Origin of the sequence: Caldalkalibacillus mannanilyticus JCM 10596 (assembly GCF_000615945.1) — a bacterium.
GTDB classification, from domain to species: Bacteria; Bacillota; Bacilli; order Caldalkalibacillales; family JCM-10596; genus Bacillus_AT; species Bacillus_AT mannanilyticus.
On sequence record NZ_BAMO01000003.1, the window covers coordinates 52079 to 69611 of the forward strand.

17 protein-coding genes and 2 pseudogenes are annotated in these 17533 nt (G+C 41.3%); 2 read left to right on the forward strand and 17 right to left on the reverse strand.

Annotated features, from left to right (window positions below):
- Positions 1–8 precede the first annotated feature (8 nt).
- Positions 9–1034: a cytochrome P450 gene (locus JCM10596_RS23420; RefSeq protein WP_267879663.1), complete on the reverse strand. Its 1026-nt coding sequence runs from the start codon at positions 1032–1034 to the stop codon at positions 9–11.
- Complete coding sequence (locus JCM10596_RS30715) at positions 989–1369, reverse strand: cytochrome P450 (protein ID WP_267879662.1); 381 nt, start codon at positions 1367–1369, stop codon at positions 989–991. Before JCM10596_RS30715 ends, JCM10596_RS23420 begins: the two co-directional genes overlap by 46 nt.
- Before the next feature lie 213 nt (positions 1370–1582).
- Between JCM10596_RS30715 and JCM10596_RS02460 the strand changes: the two genes are divergently transcribed.
- Together JCM10596_RS02460 and JCM10596_RS02465 are read left to right on the forward strand one after the other, a co-directional pair.
- On the forward strand, positions 1583–2716 hold the full coding sequence (locus tag JCM10596_RS02460) for an AimR family lysis-lysogeny pheromone receptor (RefSeq protein ID WP_025025773.1): 1134 nt from the start codon (positions 1583–1585) through the stop codon (positions 2714–2716).
- A gap of 10 nt (positions 2717–2726) precedes the next feature.
- Positions 2727–3218, forward strand: coding sequence for a hypothetical protein (locus JCM10596_RS02465; protein WP_025025774.1), 492 nt, complete (start codon positions 2727–2729; stop codon positions 3216–3218).
- 86 nt (positions 3219–3304) lie between these two features.
- Here the strand turns inward: JCM10596_RS02465 and JCM10596_RS02470 are convergent, their stop codons facing one another.
- The 15 genes and pseudogenes from JCM10596_RS02470 to JCM10596_RS02540 all read right to left on the reverse strand — a co-directional run bounded on the left by JCM10596_RS02470 (position 3305) and on the right by JCM10596_RS02540 (position 17464).
- Complete coding sequence (locus JCM10596_RS02470; protein ID WP_025025775.1) at positions 3305–4426, reverse strand: L-threonylcarbamoyladenylate synthase; 1122 nt, start codon at positions 4424–4426, stop codon at positions 3305–3307.
- Between the two features lie 35 nt (positions 4427–4461).
- On the reverse strand, positions 4462–5166 hold the full coding sequence (gene spoIIR / locus JCM10596_RS02475; protein WP_025025776.1) for a stage II sporulation protein R: 705 nt from the start codon (positions 5164–5166) through the stop codon (positions 4462–4464).
- A gap of 119 nt (positions 5167–5285) precedes the next feature.
- A complete protein-coding gene (gene prmC / locus JCM10596_RS02480) occupies positions 5286–6161 on the reverse strand; it encodes a peptide chain release factor N(5)-glutamine methyltransferase (RefSeq protein ID WP_025025777.1) in 876 nt (291 codons plus the stop codon).
- Entirely contained in the window at positions 6161–7231 is a 1071-nt protein-coding gene (gene prfA, locus JCM10596_RS02485; protein WP_025025778.1) for a peptide chain release factor 1, read from the reverse strand. Before prfA ends, prmC begins: the two co-directional genes overlap by 1 nt.
- A 158-nt stretch (positions 7232–7389) precedes the next feature.
- Positions 7390–8676, reverse strand: a complete 1287-nt coding sequence (locus tag JCM10596_RS27380; protein ID WP_025025779.1) for a carbohydrate binding domain-containing protein — start codon at positions 8674–8676, stop codon at positions 7390–7392.
- Positions 8677–8793: 117 nt separating this feature from the next.
- Positions 8794–9372, reverse strand: a complete 579-nt coding sequence (locus JCM10596_RS02495) for a thymidine kinase (protein ID WP_025025780.1) — start codon at positions 9370–9372, stop codon at positions 8794–8796.
- 143 nt (positions 9373–9515) lie between these two features.
- The gene (gene rpmE / locus JCM10596_RS02500) at positions 9516–9716 is read right to left on the reverse strand and encodes a 50S ribosomal protein L31 (RefSeq protein ID WP_025025781.1); all 201 of its coding nucleotides are present in this window, start codon (positions 9714–9716) and stop codon (positions 9516–9518) included.
- Positions 9717–9829: 113 nt separating this feature from the next.
- The gene (locus JCM10596_RS23430; RefSeq protein WP_025025782.1) at positions 9830–10816 is read right to left on the reverse strand and encodes a M23 family metallopeptidase; all 987 of its coding nucleotides are present in this window, start codon (positions 10814–10816) and stop codon (positions 9830–9832) included.
- 95 nt (positions 10817–10911) lie between these two features.
- A pseudogene (gene rho, locus JCM10596_RS23435) lies at positions 10912–12244 on the reverse strand (transcription termination factor Rho).
- A gap of 36 nt (positions 12245–12280) precedes the next feature.
- Positions 12281–13249: a class II fructose-bisphosphatase gene (gene glpX / locus JCM10596_RS02515; protein ID WP_025025783.1), complete on the reverse strand. Its 969-nt coding sequence runs from the start codon at positions 13247–13249 to the stop codon at positions 12281–12283.
- Between the two features lie 202 nt (positions 13250–13451).
- The gene (locus JCM10596_RS02520; protein ID WP_025025784.1) at positions 13452–13991 is read right to left on the reverse strand and encodes a hypothetical protein; all 540 of its coding nucleotides are present in this window, start codon (positions 13989–13991) and stop codon (positions 13452–13454) included.
- 88 nt (positions 13992–14079) lie between these two features.
- Positions 14080–15381: a UDP-N-acetylglucosamine 1-carboxyvinyltransferase gene (murA, locus tag JCM10596_RS02525; protein WP_025025785.1), complete on the reverse strand. Its 1302-nt coding sequence runs from the start codon at positions 15379–15381 to the stop codon at positions 14080–14082.
- 155 nt (positions 15382–15536) lie between these two features.
- Positions 15537–16177, reverse strand: a pseudogene (gene fsa, locus JCM10596_RS23440) (fructose-6-phosphate aldolase).
- 23 nt (positions 16178–16200) lie between these two features.
- Positions 16201–17064, reverse strand: a complete 864-nt coding sequence (fba, locus tag JCM10596_RS02535) for a class II fructose-1,6-bisphosphate aldolase (RefSeq protein WP_025025786.1) — start codon at positions 17062–17064, stop codon at positions 16201–16203.
- Positions 17065–17086: 22 nt separating this feature from the next.
- Positions 17087–17464, reverse strand: coding sequence for a response regulator (locus JCM10596_RS02540; protein ID WP_025025787.1), 378 nt, complete (start codon positions 17462–17464; stop codon positions 17087–17089).
- Between the last annotated feature and the right edge of the window lie 69 nt (positions 17465–17533).

Genomic DNA, 17533 nt, shown 5'->3' on the forward strand with positions numbered 1-17533 from the left:
TGTATTCTTTAAGTTCTCTTATGAGGAATGACTTTAACGCCGTGCTTGGGTCTTAATGTTATGGACGGCTCCAGTTCTATTGGATGACCCTTAACTAATTCAATGCGATAGTGATTGGCAATCATCGTCAACAACAAAACAGACTCCATCATGGCGAAATGACTTCCGATACAAACCCTAGGTCCTCCTCCAAAGGGAAAATAGACAAACTTTGAAGGAATATTATTGTCATTATTCCATCTCTCAGGTGAAAAAGTCAACGGTTCATCGAAATAACGCGGATCGCGGTGCATCACCCATTGACTCATGGCAATTTCAGATCCTACAGGGATACGGTATCCCGCAAGGTTTACTTCTTGTTCCGCTCTTCTAGAAATCCACCACACTGTCGGCTGAATACGTAGTGTTTCTTTAATCACTTGCTCTACATAGGTTAAACGAGGTAAATCAGCATATGTAGGCAAACGATCTCCAAGAACCTCTCTGATCTCTGTAAATAGACGCTCTGCAACAGCAGGATTCTGCCCTAATAAATACCAAGCCCAACTTAAGGTATTGGCTGTGGTTTCGTGTCCTGCCAGAAAGTGCGTAATGATTTCATCACGAAGCTGTTGATCTGTCATGACCGTTCCTTCCTCATCCTGTGTCGAAATCAGCTTGGAGAGTAAATCTCCCCGATCTCTTGGATCTTTTCTTCTCTCCTCGATAATCGAATAGATCACCTGATCAAGCCGTTCTACAGCTTCTTGATAACGACGACTAACGGGAGGAACGAATCTGCCCAATCCAATGGAGGTTAATACATGCTTATAGATGTTCGTCATTTGCTTGTTAAATTCAGCGAAAACAATATCAAGTGCCTCGCTCGATTCATGAGAACTATCCTCCTCTAAGTCCAGGTCAAAAAGGGTCTTGGTTGCAATGTTCATCGTCAATTGCATCATATCATGGTGGATATCACGCACCTGATCTTCTTCCCAAGAATGGATCATCCGTTCACCCAATTCAACAATCGTATCTGCATAACTTGCGATGCGCTTGGGTTGAAAGGCAGGTTGAGATAAGCGGCGTTGTTTAAGCCAAAACGAGCTTCACTAGTGACAAGTCCATTCCCCAATAGCAGCTTCATGACTGGATCACGTTGGTACCCTTTCGAAAAATGATTCTCCTTATTCATTAAGACATACTCAATATCATCAGGATTCGTAATCAGGAAGACATCATGATCCCTTTCCAGCTTAAAGCGTGTAATCTCTCCAAATTCTTGAGCACATTTGGTTAAAAACTGAAGTGGATCTTTACCGAAGTCTACCATATTCCCTAATAACGGAATACTTTTTGGCCCAGAGGGCTTCGAAAAAACAGACATACCTCATTCACCTCTCCTTTACTTTCATACTCTCATATTTTTCTACTGCCCCAACTCTTTTAAATAATGACTGATAGTCAGTCATATTATAAATCGATTCTTTTCAGTCTGTCAAATAGTAAGCGTTATTTTGTTGTGGAATTATTTGGAATATGGGTGTAGAATAATGAGCAAGACCACTTTTTGAAGGATCAAAAGGGGAGGGGACAAAAGGTGAGTATTCATTTATATAAATTCATTCGAGAGTACATATACAAATACGAAATTTCAAATCGACACATAGCCAAAATAGCGGACGTCCATGATACTCATATCTCTAAATGGTTGCAAGGAAAAGCTAGACTGAACTTCCTTTCAACATTAAGCATAATCCGAGAGATTGTCCCTGATAAAGAATTTGACTTGATGGGAGATTACGCTCTTACGGCAAAGCGCTCAGAAGAAATGAAAGTCGCTTTAGAATATTGCGTTGCCAATTCCCTACCTCAACGTGAAGAACTAATAACAAAAATGAGGGATGTTGATCCAGAATGGGCCAATGTCTACTTCATTGGTTCGTTGCGAGCTGTTTCAGACCCCGATCATGTACTTGAACAGCTTGATGAACTTAAAACAAAATCAATTGAAATGAAAGCCTATAAAATCTTATTACGGATGATGCTCTATTATGATAAAAGGGATTTTAAACCGATGGACGAGCTTGCCCGAAGATTGAGAGTAGCCATTAAAAGGATAGAATCTGATTTTTTGAAGAAATCTTATCTAGTACGAAGTAATCAATTGCATGCTATAACCAAATTATACAATGATGAAGTAGAGGAATGCAGGGAGTCTGCAAAGCAAATGATCGAGCAGGAGAATGCCCGAGTCCTTATTGCTTCTGGCTATCAACTGATGGGTGAAACATATTTATATACAGATTATGAGCTGTCAAAATCCTACTTACTTAAAGCACACCATCATTTTCTTACCATCTTCAAACATCCTAGATGGGCTTTACAATCCCTAAATCTCCTTGACTTCGTGTGGAACAAAGCACCCGAACACATTGATTTTGAATCTCTACGACCACACGACGTTCTTAACGCGGTTAGTTACTACATCATAAAAGGGGAAAAAGAGTTGGCTTTAGCACACCTGCACAAAATCTCTTTCGATCAACTAAATGAACAACTAAAGGCCTATTATTTGTATTTTTCCTATTATATTCATCAAAATAGAGATGATCTTTATAAATCAATAGATCATTTTCAAAATGCTGGTGATCGTTTCTTTAGAAAACTAGCCCTTAGAGAGTTAGCAAAATTAAATATGAATAAAGTTTTGCTCAAAATACTGGCAAAATAGAGGTGCTAGAATGTTTAGTTTCTTGAAAAAAACAAAGCTAGTAAAAGATCCTTTAAAAGGAATTGCAAAGTTAATGTATGATGATGTATCAGACGATGCTTGGGACCAAGAGAATCTCACGAAAAGGAATTTAGATTTCACCATTGAAAGTATTCGGTATATAGATCTGTATGTAAATCGATTATTGACTACAGAACAGGGTCAAGCGCTTTTAAATGAGCATTTTGATCATCTTGTGTCCAGAATTGGGGCGTATATTGGAGAAGTAATTAAAAGTAAGATCCAAGAGGATTTTTGCTGGTATGAATTTCATTCTGTCTATCAACATTCATCCAATCTGGCTGAGGAATATAGACACACCTCACCTTATACTCTCCTTTATTCTAAAAAAAGGGATGTGGTGCTATCTCCATTAAGCGAAGTAGCACAATTTTTGCAAGGGAAGTCCGACTATCCCGATTTCTTAGCTTTTGTAGAACACATGGTTAAACAGCACTCCTGAACTACTCCCATTTCGTTAACGTTTGAAGTGGAAAACTACTTTCGGAAAAAATGAAGAAGCTAACAGGTTTTCTCCTGTTAGCTTCTTCATTTTTCAGATATTAGATCGCTGTTGAACCGAATTACCTTACCTCCCGCCGCCTTATGAAGACGGTTCATCACAGCAGCACCTAAGCCCTCTATAGGGAAGGTTTCAGCATATATTCGTTGAGTTCCTTGTTGGTCAAATTCTCTTAGAACATGATATATCCTCTGGGTTACTGTGGATAAGTCCTCGCGCTTGCCCACAGATAGAACCGTATCTGCTTCGTAGCCTGACATTCCTTCATCTGTTGTTAGTACACCTACACGATAGCCTTTCAACCTATCCTCACGTACAAGTTGACGGATTTTTTGCTGCATCCATTCAAGCCCTTGCTCTAATCCAACTAACCACATGTCGCCTTCTGGCGCATAGTGTTGATACTTTACACCCGGAGATCTGGGTTTTTCCCGTACATCTAGCCCTTCCGCTTGCAGAGCCGGATCAACACGCACTTCTCCCACAATCTGCTCGAGCTGTTCCTTGGTGACCCCTCCAGGTCTGAGAATCATCGGGATTTCTTCTGTGACGTCGACAACCGTCGATTCGACACCCACCCCTGTCATTCCTCCATCTAGTACCCCTGAGATACGTCCATTTAGATCATGAAGAACATGCTCGGCTGAAGTTGGGCTCGGCTTCCCTGAACGGTTGGCACTTGGTGCCGCTAGTGGTTTGCCACTAGCTAATATGAGAGCTAGGGCTACAGGGTGATCAGGCATACGCACAGCTACTGTGGATAAGTCAGCTGTAACGGTCTGACATACATTCCTTCCTTTGGCTAAAACTAAAGTTAAAGGACCTGGCCAGCAGGTTTTCATTAATTTTTCTGCCAGAGGAGGAATGTTATCCACAACACCATCAAGCTGTTCCAGATGGGCAATGTGGACAATAAGTGGATTATCACTTGGGCGCCCTTTGGCTTCAAAAATTTTCATAGAAGCTTGATTTGACAAGGCATTTGCCCCTAATCCATAGACCGTTTCAGTGGGAAAGGCAACAAGTTCATCCCTGTTTATCCACTGTGCTGCTTCTTGAATATGTGGATGTTTCACCAAGTTTTCCACAGTTTTATCCACAGCATTGTGTATAACCCAATGTTTGGTATCCCATTTTGTTCCTTTCATGTTGATAACTCCTCTTTTTTACAGCATAGTATGTATTAAACAAAGATGTTTTTTATTTTTGTAAACAATTCTACTAAAAAGAAGCGAACTTCAATTTGATCTTGTGCACTCTCTTCTGCCTTGTCTTGAACTTGATCCTGAATTTGATCCTGGTCTTCCTCTTTCTCTAGCTCATCCGTTTCCTCTGCTTCTTGGTCGGGATCTTGAACCTCTCCTGTACCAAAATCGACAAAGCATAACGGAGGAAATAATACGCACCACCAGTTATCTCCTTGAGCATAACCGATCTTGACGAGCAAACCTTCATACTCTCCAGCAGGATAGAGCTTGTTTCCATATAATTTGGAAGGAAACGCGATTTGACCATATTCTACACTAAAAGTGTAATCAAAGCCATGTTCTTGAATCGTCTGTCCAACGATTTGTTCAATTTCTGGTAAAGAAAGCTGGACTTGCTCACGCGCTTCTTCTAGCGTTTCTATTTCTTCTACCCACTCGGTAATCTGTTGAACAATCTCATCTCTTACTTCACGCTTAAGCCACTGGTCACGAACAGAATCACTATGGGCTAAAATTCGTAACCGCATGGATTCCTCAGGAATTTCAATGTTTTGGTTTTGAGCCGAAAGCACCGTTGCAGCTACGTATTTCTGATGTTCCCAGCTCATAACCAAAACTAGTAAACTAGTAATAAGGTAAATCGTCAATCTATATCTTAAACGACCATGGATTCTAATCATTATCATAATCTCCTCTCAGACACTAGATTCCTTTCTCTAGCTATAGCATAGTCTGATTCTAGTAAATCTAAACATGTCTGAGAGAATTAATTTGAATTCGTTACTTTACATTCGTTTTTCTATCGAACGATGGCAAAGACCATCCGCTTGATCCTATTATAATCTTCTTTCACCTGACAGATTGCCTCTGGATACACGCTGTGAATCAATTGAACAACAGCCTCATCCTGTCCCTGTCCGATTTCAAAAGCAATAAGCCCTGGACGTCGTAAAATGTCACGTGATTGCTCTACAATTTGACGATAACAAGATAAGCCCTCTTGATCAGCAAATAAAGCCAAATGCGGTTCAAAATCCACCACATTACGAGCTAGGGTTGCTTTATCACGATAGGGAATATAGGGAGGATTCGAAACGATGACATCCACTTTTTCTTGGGCTTGTTGCAAGCTTGTCAAGAGATCGCTAGGCAAGAATTGCACTTGTGCTCTCCAACGATCGGCATTTTTTTGGGCGACCTCGAGGGCACTCTCTGAAAGATCAACGGCCAGCATCTCTAGCTTCGGGTCTTCCAAGGCCAAACTAATCGCAATGACTCCGCTTCCTGTTCCTACATCAACGCCTTTTATTTGCTGATCCTGTTGCAAAGCAGGCCAGACCTCCTGACGATACGCTAATACATGTTCAACCAACAGCTCAGTTTCTGGACGTGGAATCAAGACAGCAGAATTGACATGAAATTCTCGCCCATAAAACTCTTCAACTTCGGTGATATACTGATAAGGCTCCCCCTCTATAACCCGTCTTATCCAACTTATGTAGATGTCTAGCAGCGAAACAGAAATGATGTCATTCAACTTCTCTAGCCATTCCCTACGTTCTATCTGCGCGGCATGCAGCATAAGCCACTCTGCTATTTTAGGATTTAATTGATTCTGCTCTAATAAAGAAGAAGCCCTGTGAAGGGCTTCTCTATACGTAGTTGGCTTTTGCATTAGGATTCAACCTTCTTTAATTGTTCTGCCTGTTCATGAACAATAAGAGTATCGATGATTTCACCAAGGTCTCCGTTAAGCACGGTATCTAGCTTATGCAAGGTTAATCCAATCCGATGATCCGTCACACGACTTTGAGGAAAATTATACGTACGAATACGCTCACTTCGATCTCCAGTTCCTACCGCAGATTTACGAATGCCAGCATATTCAGACTGAGCTTCCTGCATCATCTTATCAAAAATTCGGGCACGTAATACCTTCATCGCCTTATCCTTATTCTTGTGCTGTGACTTCTCATCCTGACAGGTAACAACTGTTCCTGTTGGAATATGTGTAAGACGTACAGCGGACTGAGTTGTATTAACACTTTGTCCACCTGCCCCACTGGAACAGAACAAATCGACTCGAATATCTTTATCATGGATTTCTACCTCGACATCTTCTACCTCAGGAAGAACAGCAACAGTAGCTGTAGAGGTATGAATGCGACCGCCTGATTCCGTTGTTGGAATACGTTGAACTCGATGGGCTCCACTTTCGTACTTCAGCTTACTGTAGGCTCCATTTCCATTGATTGAGAAGATCACTTCTTTATAGCCTCCAACGTCATTCAGACTAGCTTCAATCATTTCTGTTTTCCAGCCTTGGCTATCTGCAAATCTTGTATACATTTTATATAAATCAGCAGCAAATAAGGCAGCCTCATCTCCACCAGCTGCACCACGAATTTCGACGATAACGTTCTTATCATCATTGGGGTCCTTAGGTAGAAGCAAGATCTTCAAGCGACCTTCTAACTCTTCTTTGCGCTCAGATAACTCGGAGATTTCCATTTTGACCATATCTCGCATTTCGTCATCTAGCTTCTCTTCGAGCAAGGACTTCGCATCTTGTAACTGGTCCACCACTTCTTTATATTCACGGTAACACTGAACCGTATCCTCTAGATTGGATTGTTCTTTGGAATATTCTCTTAACTTCTTGGGATCACTTGCTACGGCCGGGTCACACAAAAGCTGACTCAGGTCTTCGTAACGATCCTCTAGTGATTGTAAACGATCGTACATCAGTCTCACCTCATTGGAAAAAATCCATAACATTATAATTATAGTATAGAGAGTCCTCTGAGTCAAAGTGAAAGTGAAAGTGAAAGTGAAAGTGAAACTAATTGATCTCGTTCTAACCGCCTGATGGGGTAAGAACTCCATTAGATGATAGTCGTAGTCTACTTTATATTGTCTGTAAATGTTACACCAGCTATGCGATGGTTCTGAACAATACGATTCACTTCCGCAGGAGTAAGGGCAACGTCTTTGGCATGGTAAACCCAATCCACATCCATTTCATACATTCTCGTCCCCGACGAAGCTACGAATTGTTCTGGAAGAAACCATAAGTTGAAGTTTATGCTCATCGCTTGCCTTGGATAGTATTTACCTCCATGCGTAGCCAGTAACTCTCCATCCATATAATAGTTCACTTCATTGTTATAGACTACCATGACCAGCTGACGCCAACCTGACCAATCGCCAACGGTCGTTGTATTTTGACTATCCGCAGACCAGGGTGAAACCGTATACGTGTACCACGATGTATTCCACATAGCAGCTTGTGCCACGCCCCAACCGCCATTAGCCAAATATTCAAAGTCCAGTTCACTATAGAGCGGGTCTTGATCGTATCTGAACGGAGAGATCGTATAAAACGTTTCCACTATCCCATCACCGCTCATACCGGATATTGGCTCATTGGTGAGCCTCACTCTTGCCGCATAGGTCCCCTCAAAAAACTTTCTTTCTGAAGTATATACTTGAGCTTGACTCGTTCCCGCTCCTGTACCATCTGTTACAGCTGTCAGCCGTAACAGTCTGTTGTGGCAATTTGTAGGATCATCCAAAAAAGCAACATTATCCCTAGACCATGTAACCCCATCTGGTCCAGGACCTCCAGCATAACTTCGAATCGACCAATTGTGTTCTTCAATCAGAGGATCTGTGGAATGATCATAATGAAAATCATTAAACATAGCCTTCTCCACATATGGATTCAGGTGAATTAAGGCAATATCATCGGCATAAGCGTAGCCTCCGTTGTTGTTCGCTGCATTTTTCCAAATATATACTTGAAGACTAGCGGTATTAGGAACCGTAGTAAAACTTACGTTATGATGTGCATACACCGTCTTATTGAAAACGATTTCAAATTTTCCTTGAGGTAACTTATTTCCGTCCGCGTCTAGACAATCCACTCCTATATATGCCCTCTCTCCTCTTCCGCTAACAGCTCCTTTGGCGAATAATGTATACCTCTCACCTGGAGAAACTCCTCCAATCACTTGCCCTGCACCCCCAGCGTCAGGACCAATTCTTGCTGCTCTTTCTCCTCCTGCTACTGGACTGGACACGATGTGAACATTTCCCCAATGGGTCCAGCCATGTAGCCCCTCTTCAAAGCCTGGATTCTTCACCAAAGGATGTGTCGTCATCTGAAGCGCTCCCTTCAAGGAAATCATATTGGTTTCCCCTTGCAAAAAACGACCGTATATATGAGTATTCCACTTTACAACAATTTATGCCATGCTATACATATTTTTTTATAGCATGGCAAATAAAGAGGAATAAAAAATGCGTTATGATTTTTTTAGTGGTGGATTGTAGTAATGTTTTCGACATACACTGCTATAAGTTTCTTCTCCACCAATCTCTATGGATTCACCGGTATAAACAGGCGCTCCATCCTTGAATTTTAAGATATGCGTTGCTTTTTTATTGCAAAAAACGCATACCGTTTTGATTTCCTCTATTTTATCTGCTTCACATAGCAAAGCCTGACTTCCTTCGAACAACTGATTTTTAAAATCTTTAAGCAGGCCATAGACAATCACAGGAATATTTAAACGATCAATAATAGAAGTAAGCTGAGAAACATGATGAGCATGAAGAAATTGTCCCTCATCGACCAGAACACAATCTGGGAAGGGATGCTCTTGCTCAACAATATGATAAATATCAGTATCATATGAAATCGGGATTGCTTCTCGGCTAATCCCCACTCTGGACGCTACTTTCCCTACTCCAAAACGATCATCAATAGCTGGAGTAAACACAATGACCTTCTTTCCAGATTGTTCATAGTTATGTGCCACCGTTAGTAGTTGTATAGACTTAGACGCATTCATGGCGCCATATCGAAAATAGAGTTGTGCCACCGCTTTTTCCCCCAGACCCATAATATTCTTCCTCTTATCAGCAATGAGCTGTCCTGCTATTTCTTCTCGTTTTTCAAAAATACAAAAAACAGGCAAGACCACGCTTGCCTGTTCTAATTGACGACGGCTTCAAAAATATAAGATTATTGAATCTTATATTTCTTCTTAAAGCGATCCACACGTCCACCTGCATCCACAAACTTTTGCTTTCCAGTAAAGAATGGATGACAGTTTGAGCAAATCTCAACGCGTAGCTCAGCCTTAACAGAACCAGTTTCGAATTCGTTACCACATACGCAAGTTACTTTTGCAGTTTGGTACTTAGGATGAATTTCTGGTTTCATCTTGGTTCACTCCTTCCGCCCTGAATCTTGAAGAAACAGAGTTAACTAAACACATAAAAAGATTATATCATGATCGGTCTTAGACTTGCAATAACTTTCCTCTGCAATGTTCATCAAGGCAAATGTTTAAGGGGGTTGACAGGGTTGTTATCCCTTCTAATTTCAAAATGTAGATGATACCCCGTTGTCTTCCCTGTCCTGCCCATATAACCGATCAGGTCACCAGAGTTCACCTGATCACCCTCGCTAACGCTTATTTTACTGAGATGAGCATAATAGGTTTCTACACCCTCCCCATGGTCAATAATGACCAGATTCCCATAGCCTCCTCGATGAAAATAGGCATCTGTTACAACACCAGACTTTGCTGCCTTAATTTCTGCATTGGAGCGATCAGCATTAGAAATATCGATTCCGTTATGCATCCTTCCCCATCTTGTACCGAAATTACTTGTCACAATCCCAGACAAAGGCCATTGAAACGCTCCTGCCTGATCGGTTTTAAATCGGCTGGCTATTTTCACTTCTCTCTTATCCTGCTGGCTGACTGTCATGATTGGTTGATGGATGGGTTCAGGAGGAGCGGTAGGGATTCTTAGGGTTTGCCCCGGGTAGACTGTATAATTCATTGTTTTGACGATTTGATTATAGGTAATCAATTCCTCCTTGCTGACTCCCAGTTGGTTAACAATTTCGTCAACAGACTCACCATGCTTGACTACATACTCTTTTTCCTTCAAGCGTATTTGCAGCTTTTGACCGATGGAAAGCTTGTGTTTATTATGAATATGATTCACTTGTTCAATTTCTTTTTGCGGGATCCCAAATTTGTAAGCAATATCAGATAATGTATCCCCTAATTGCACTTCATATGTAATGGTATCTTCTACAGTTACCTGATCAATGGTTGAGTGTATTCGGTGAAGAGGGTTGGTATAATTCCTGAGAGCGTTCTCAATCATTTCCATCTCTAGCATATCTATGTCTTCCTGTAGCCAGCCATCCATCGCAGCTTCTGCTGTTCCTGCTGGTAGGGTGGAAAGAGCCGTAGCCCCTGTCACGAATAGAGCAGACGTGACCACCTTTTTTATACTAGGCACAGATTTCCCCTCCTTTGATCTTCCATTGTAACTATATGATGCATAGGCAAAAAAATCACTACATTTTGTCTAATGTAGTGATTTTTCTATTTCATTTACGAAATAGGATTTTTATTTTTGGCTGTTCTCACAGGAGAAGTTGCCGCTGTTCTTGGCGGGCTTGGTTGACTTGACTTATTGGAGGTTGGGGCTGATAATGTCGCCATAAACTCCTCATTTGTTTTGGTTTCTTTTATTTTCCTAGCAAATTGTTCGATAAAATCTGGTGTTTCTGACAGATTTTTTCGAATGAGCCATAGTTTTTCTAAGTCTTCCTTCTCCAGCAGCAATTCTTCTCTTCTTGTTCCTGAACGGCGGATATCGATGGATGGATAGATTCTTCGCTCAGCTAGCTTACGATCTAGATGAAGCTCCATATTTCCTGTTCCTTTAAATTCTTCATAGATGACATCATCCATTCTCGACCCTGTTTCGACAAGTGCCGTAGCTAAAATAGTTAAGCTTCCGCCTTCTTCGATATTTCGTGCCGATCCAAAAAAGCGTTTTGGTCGATGGAAAGCGGCTGGATCAATCCCCCCAGATAACGTACGTCCACTTGGCGGAATAACAAGGTTATAGGCTCTAGCGAGTCTTGTAATACTATCTAATAGGATGACCACATCTTTTTTATGCTCCACAAGACGTTGAGCCCTTTCAAGCACTAGCTCCGCTACACGAATATGATTTTCTGGAACTTCGTCGAAAGTAGAGCTAACGACTTCCCCTTTGACAGAGCGAGACATGTCCGTCACTTCTTCAGGACGCTCATCAATAAGTAACACAATCAGTTCTATATCCGGGTAATTATGAGATATACTATTGGCAATCTCTTGTAAAAGAACGGTTTTTCCTGCTTTAGGAGGTGCCACAATTAAGCCACGTTGACCTAAACCGACAGGAGCCACTAAATCCATAATCCGTGGAGCTAATTTATTCGGAAATGCTTCTAACATGATTTTTTTATCAGGATATAGAGGGGTTAACGCCGGAAAATGCGGGCGTTCCTTGGCTAGTTCTGGATCTTCTCCATTCACAGCCTCGACATAGAGTAGGCTGAAATAGCGCTCATTATCCTTAGGAGGTCGTACTTTCCCCGATACTTTATCCCCATTTCTTAATTCAAATCGTCTGATCTGTGAAGCAGAGATGTAAATATCCTCTGAAGATGGTAAATAGTTAATCGGTCTTAAAAAACCATATCCTTCAGAGAGAACTTCAAGTACTCCCTCCATGAAAAAGAGCCCATCCTTTTCAGCCTGTGCTTTTAATATGGCGAAAATCAACTTCTTTTTTCTTCAGCTGTCCGTAATAAGGAATTTGATATTCTCTAGCTAGTTTATATAGATCTGTTAATTTTTTTTCCTCTAGTTCAGTTATGTTTATTGACATAAAAAATATCCACCACTTTTCTCTAATTGCCGATCTCTACTCCTCTACCACCATATTTGGTTTTCTTTCTAGTCGATGATCAGCGTTAATAAATCGTACTGTGCCAGATTTGGCTCTCATTACTACTGATTGTGTACTCCCCACATTTCCTTTGAATCGAACTCCACGGAGCAGTTCACCATCAGTCACTCCCGTCGCCGCAAAAATAGCGTCGTCCCCACGAACAAGATCCTCCATACGCAAGACTTGGTTCGGGTTCACAATCCCCATTTTTTTGCAACGATCTAATTCCTCTTGGCTTTGAGGAACCAGTCTTCCTTGAATCTCACCACCAAGGCATTTTAAAGCCACGGCTGCAATGACTCCCTCTGGAGCTCCACCGGTTCCAAATAAGATGTCTACACCCGTATTTTCAAACGCGGTATTGATTGCAGCGGCGACATCTCCATCGGAAATCAACTTAATTCTGGCTCCAGCCTCTCTTACTTCATGAATAATTTTAGCGTGACGATCACGATCTAAGATAATGGCTACTAAATCAGATACATCCCTATTTAAAGCTTTGGCTAAGGCACGCAGGTTGTCTTTTACTGGAGCATTGATGTCTACATGCCCTACTCCAGCAGGACCTACGGCTAATTTATCCATATACATGTCTGGTGCATGTAACAGATTCCCATGATCAGCTACAGCGAGAACAGATAAGGCATTCCATGTTCCTTTAGCCACAATATTGGTTCCTTCCAAAGGATCTACAGCAACATCCACTTCTGGACCATAGCCCATCCCTAGCTTTTCTCCAATATAGAGCATAGGAGCTTCATCCATCTCTCCTTCTCCAATCACCACTGTCCCTTGCATTGGAACGGTGTCAAAAACTCTACGCATCGCGGTTGTTGCAGCATCATCTGCCTCATCTTTTCGTCCTCTTCCCATCCATCGTGCTGAAGCAAGGGCTGCTGCCTCTGTGACGCGCACTAATTCCATTGATAAACTTCTTTCCATCTCTCAATTCCCCTTCTCTTGATCGCGATAGACTCATCACTGATTCTAAACCGATCACATTCATATATTTTATCTGCCCTTGTTTATATTAGATCCTGCTCTCCCTGTCTCCTAGAACCCTGATAAAGTAAAACAACAAGAACAAAAATAAACAACGTATATAAGTAAGTCGTTAAAGCCGATTGGCTTGCGATTCTTTCTATTAAAAAATAGAGCAGCCCGCCAACCCACACCAGATCCATGTATTTCCCTGTTTACGAAGCCACAAAAAAAGGCTCCCTAAAATGAATAGAATGGTAGAAATACCGGTGATCCAGGAATACATCACAAGGTTTTCTTGAACCCACTGTAATTGAATTCCTTGAGGAACAATCAGAACGACCTCTTCTAAGTATAACACATTTGCGAAATATGTTATCATTAATACACTATAAATAATGGCATAAAATATAGAATAGTATCTCTTGTTTCTCTCAGCGTATCGTTGTACAACCGTTTCCCAAAGAAAACCAAACATACTTGGTCCTAACATGGAAAAACTAAAGATAAACAACAGGATCACCCATTGATACCAATTTAATAATTGTCCAACAATGAGACTGAATAGGGTAAAAGAGATGAGTAAGAATGAAAGGGAAATATAGATATGATTCCAACGCTTATGCTGGAAGACAGATGTAGAGAAAATGAGGGAAAAGAAGAAGCTAATGAGACAGGTTATGACTAATACGATGACGATCATTAGCATCCTCTCCTTATCTACAAAAAAGGTTTATCTGGTCTACTTATGTTTTGTTCATGTGTATACCCCGTTCATAGTGTATACATTTCTACGATTCAATAGCCTTGTCCATTTCTGCGGGTTCTGTTGCAGGCGCTGGTAGATTACGCCATACTTCCGCTCCCAGCTCCTGAAGCTTCGCAACCAGATCTTCGTAACCACGATCGATATGTTCTACTCCACTTATTTCAGTCACGCCCGTTGATATAAGTCCAGCAATGACTAGAGCCGCACCTGCACGCAAATCAGAAGCTGTCACCTTGGTTCCTTGCAGTGGAGTCGCACCATAAATAATAGCGGATCTTCCTTCTACTTTAATGTTAGCTCCCATTCGGCGCAATTCATCTACATGCTTAAATCTGGCACTATAGATCGTATCAGTGACAATACTGGTGCCTACAGCCTGAGTTAACAGTGTTGTCATGGGTTGTTGCAAATCGGTTGGAAATCCTGGATGTACGAGCGTCTTAATATCAACCGCTTGAAAATCAGCTTGAGAAGCGTCAATATACAACTGATCGTCCTGCTCTTGAATGGTGACTCCAATCTCTCTTAACTTAGAAGAAAGGGACTCAAGATGCTTAGGAATCACATTATCCAAAATGACTTGACCCTTCGACGCTGCCGCAGCGATCATGAACGTACCTGATTCTATTCTATCAGGAATAATTGTATGGCGACAACCGTTTAGTTTGTCTACCCCTTCAATACGGATAACATCGGTTCCTGCTCCTTTAATTTTGGCACCCATAGAAGAAAGAAGAGTAGCAACATCTATAATTTCAGGTTCTTTTGCTGCATTTTCAATGATGGTTTGCCCCTTCGCTCTTACAGCAGCTAGCATAATATTAATCGTTGCACCTACACTAACTACATCTAGGTAAATTCGAGCGCCACGTAACTCATCTGCTTTTAAGAAAATGGCTCCATGATCATTGGAAACCGTAGCACCCAAGGCTTCAAATCCTTTAATATGCTGATCAATAGGACGTGGACCTAGATTACATCCACCTGGTAATCCTACTGCTGCGCGCCCAAAGCGTCCGAGCATAGCTCCCATTAGATAGTAGGAGGCTCTAAGCTTCTTCACACTTCCATTAGGTAGAGGTACTGCCGTCATGGCTGAAGGGTCCACAGTTAGCTCTCCTTCTCGAAGTTCTACTGTACCTCCAATTTCTCTGAGAAGATCAGCAAAAACGCGCACGTCACTAATATTCGGGAGATTATCGATGGTTATAGTACTTTCTGCTAAGATCGTAGCTGGAATTAATGCTACGGCACTATTTTTTGCTCCGCTAATCTGCACCTTGCCCTTTAAGGGTGTTCCTCCCTGAATATATAACTTGTCCATCTCTCTTCTCCTTCCTTATGTACATTCCTTTGTTGATAGAGATCCCATACCTTTTATTATTACCGATATTGGTAAATTTAACATCTAATTCTTAACAAGTTCTATACATGCCACTAACTCGCTCATATCGAAGCGAGTTAGTGGTCTTATGTATATTATTGAACTTTCTGCCAATCAGCTAAAAATTTCTCTATCCCTTGATCTGTTAATGGGTGTTTGCTCATTTGTTCAATGACAGATAGAGGCATCGTCCCAATATGCGCTCCTTGAAGTGCCGCTTGCGTCACGTGTTGAGGGTGACGAATGGAGGCGGCAATGATTTCCGTTTCTAATTGATGGATCTCAAATAGTTGAGCAATTTCTGAAATCAGTTCAATTCCGTTATGACCAATATCATCTAAACGTCCTAAAAATGGCGACACATAGCTAGCTCCTGCTCTAGCAGCAAGCAAAGCTTGGTTGGCAGAGAAAATAAGAGTCACATTGGTTTTTATTTTCTTTTGGGCAAAATGGTGTACGGCTTTTAAGCTTCTAAGGTCATCGGAACCTTAATTGTAATTTGAGGAGCAATGGCAGCAAGCTCTTCCCCTTCTTTAATCATGCCTTCTGCTTCAAGACTAATCACTTCGGCACTCACAGAGCCAGTCACAAAGCTACAAATTTCTTTCAAACGCTCTTTAAAGTCAATTCCCTCTTTCGCTACAAGAGAAGGATTTGTTGTCACACCTGAAAGAATTCCTAGCTGATGTGCTTTCTTAATTTCTTCTAAATTGGCTGTATCAATAAAAATTTTCATCTCGTTCCTCCTATCCTCGTCCCTTATCCTTGATTACTTGAGCCAAACTCGCGCATTTTTCCTTTAACTGTTTCTTTGATGACATCCCTTGCTGGTCCTAAATATTTACGAGGATCGTATTCATTTGGCTTTTCCGCTAAGACTTTTCTTACAGCAGCAGCTGAAGACATTTGATTTTCTGTATTCACATTGATTTTTGCTGTTCCTAGGGAGATCGCTTTTTTAATATCGTGCGTCGGAATTCCAGTACCACCATGAAGGACAAGAGGTACACCCGTTAATTTTTGAACTTCTTCCATGCGGTCAAAACCAAGGTTAGGCTCTCCCTTATAAGGTCCATGAACCGAACCCAAAGCTGGTGCAAAGCAATCTACTCCCGTTTCTCTCACTAATTGATCACACTCATGAGGAATAGCATACATCGCATCTGCATCATCAACAATCAGGTCGTCTTCTTGACCCCCAATTCTTCCTAGCTCTGCCTCGACAGAAACACCGAGGGCATGAGCTACATCTACTACTTTCTTCGTTAGGGCGATGTTTTCCTCAAGTGGATGATGAGAACCGTCGATCATAACAGAAGTAAATCCAGCATACATCGCTTCGACACATTTTTCAAATGAAGATCCATGATCCAAGTGTATCGCTACAGGAACCGTTACTTTATATTCCTCCATTAGAGCTTTGACCATAGCAACTACAAACTTAAATCCTCCCATGTAGCGAGCAGCGCCTTCACTTACACCTAAAATAACAGGGGAGTTCTCTTCTTGTGCTGCTTGGAGAATAGCTTGAGTAAATTCTAGATTGTTTAGATTAAATTGTCCTACAGCATATTTTCCTTCTACGGCTTTTAATAGCATTTCCTTCATCGAAACTAATGGCATGTGCTTCGTCCTCCTTTTATTCTTAGCTCATTTGAGTTGGTGTCAAATAACTCTCGACACCTTTGCGTAACTCATCAATATCAAAAGGTTTAGTGAAATGAGTTAGGGCTCCTAAACGCATGGCCTCTTGAATCAAGTCTAGCTCTCCATAGGCTGTAATCATAATGACCTGAATGGTTTGATTCAAGAGTTTGATTCTCTTCAATATTTCTAGTCCGTCCATTCCTGGGATCTTCATATCAAGGATAACAAGATCCGGTTCTTCGTTTTGGGCAATCGTTAAAGCTTGAGTTCCATTGGCTGCTTGAAAAGTGGTGTAGCCTTCCTTTCTAAAAACCTCATCAAGAAGTACCCTGATACCATACTGGTCATCAACGATTAAAATCTTCTTTTTTTCCAAACTAATCCCCTCTTCCCTTATTTAGCTATACAATTGACCTCTCTATTGATCCATAGTTAGCTAAATTCG

What these genes read in the sequence shown, in the direction of transcription:
- JCM10596_RS02465 (WP_025025774.1), top strand. Translation starts at nt 2,727, where the DNA reads ATGTTTAGTTTCTTGAAAAAAACAAAGCTAGTAAAAGATCCTTTAAAA.
- spoIIR (WP_025025776.1), bottom strand. Translation starts at nt 5,166, where the DNA reads ATGATTAGAATCCATGGTCGTTTAAGATATAGATTGACGATTTACCTT.
- prfA (WP_025025778.1), bottom strand. Translation starts at nt 7,231, where the DNA reads ATGTACGATCGTTTACAATCACTAGAGGATCGTTACGAAGACCTGAGT.
- glpX (WP_025025783.1), bottom strand. Translation starts at nt 13,249, where the DNA reads ATGGAAAGAAGTTTATCAATGGAATTAGTGCGCGTCACAGAGGCAGCA.
- JCM10596_RS27380 (WP_025025779.1), bottom strand. Translation starts at nt 8,676, where the DNA reads ATGATTTCCTTGAAGGGAGCGCTTCAGATGACGACACATCCTTTGGTG.
- JCM10596_RS30715 (WP_267879662.1), bottom strand. Translation starts at nt 1,369, where the DNA reads ATGTCTGTTTTTTCGAAGCCCTCTGGGCCAAAAAGTATTCCGTTATTA.
- prmC (WP_025025777.1), bottom strand. Translation starts at nt 6,161, where the DNA reads ATGCAAAAGCCAACTACGTATAGAGAAGCCCTTCACAGGGCTTCTTCT.
- murA (WP_025025785.1), bottom strand. Translation starts at nt 15,381, where the DNA reads ATGGACAAGTTATATATTCAGGGAGGAACACCCTTAAAGGGCAAGGTG.
- rpmE (WP_025025781.1), bottom strand. Translation starts at nt 9,716, where the DNA reads ATGAAACCAGAAATTCATCCTAAGTACCAAACTGCAAAAGTAACTTGC.
- JCM10596_RS02520 (WP_025025784.1), bottom strand. Translation starts at nt 13,991, where the DNA reads ATGATCGTCATCGTATTAGTCATAACCTGTCTCATTAGCTTCTTCTTT.
- fba (WP_025025786.1), bottom strand. Translation starts at nt 17,064, where the DNA reads ATGCCATTAGTTTCGATGAAGGAAATGCTATTAAAAGCCGTAGAAGGA.
- JCM10596_RS02470 (WP_025025775.1), bottom strand. Translation starts at nt 4,426, where the DNA reads ATGAAAGGAACAAAATGGGATACCAAACATTGGGTTATACACAATGCT.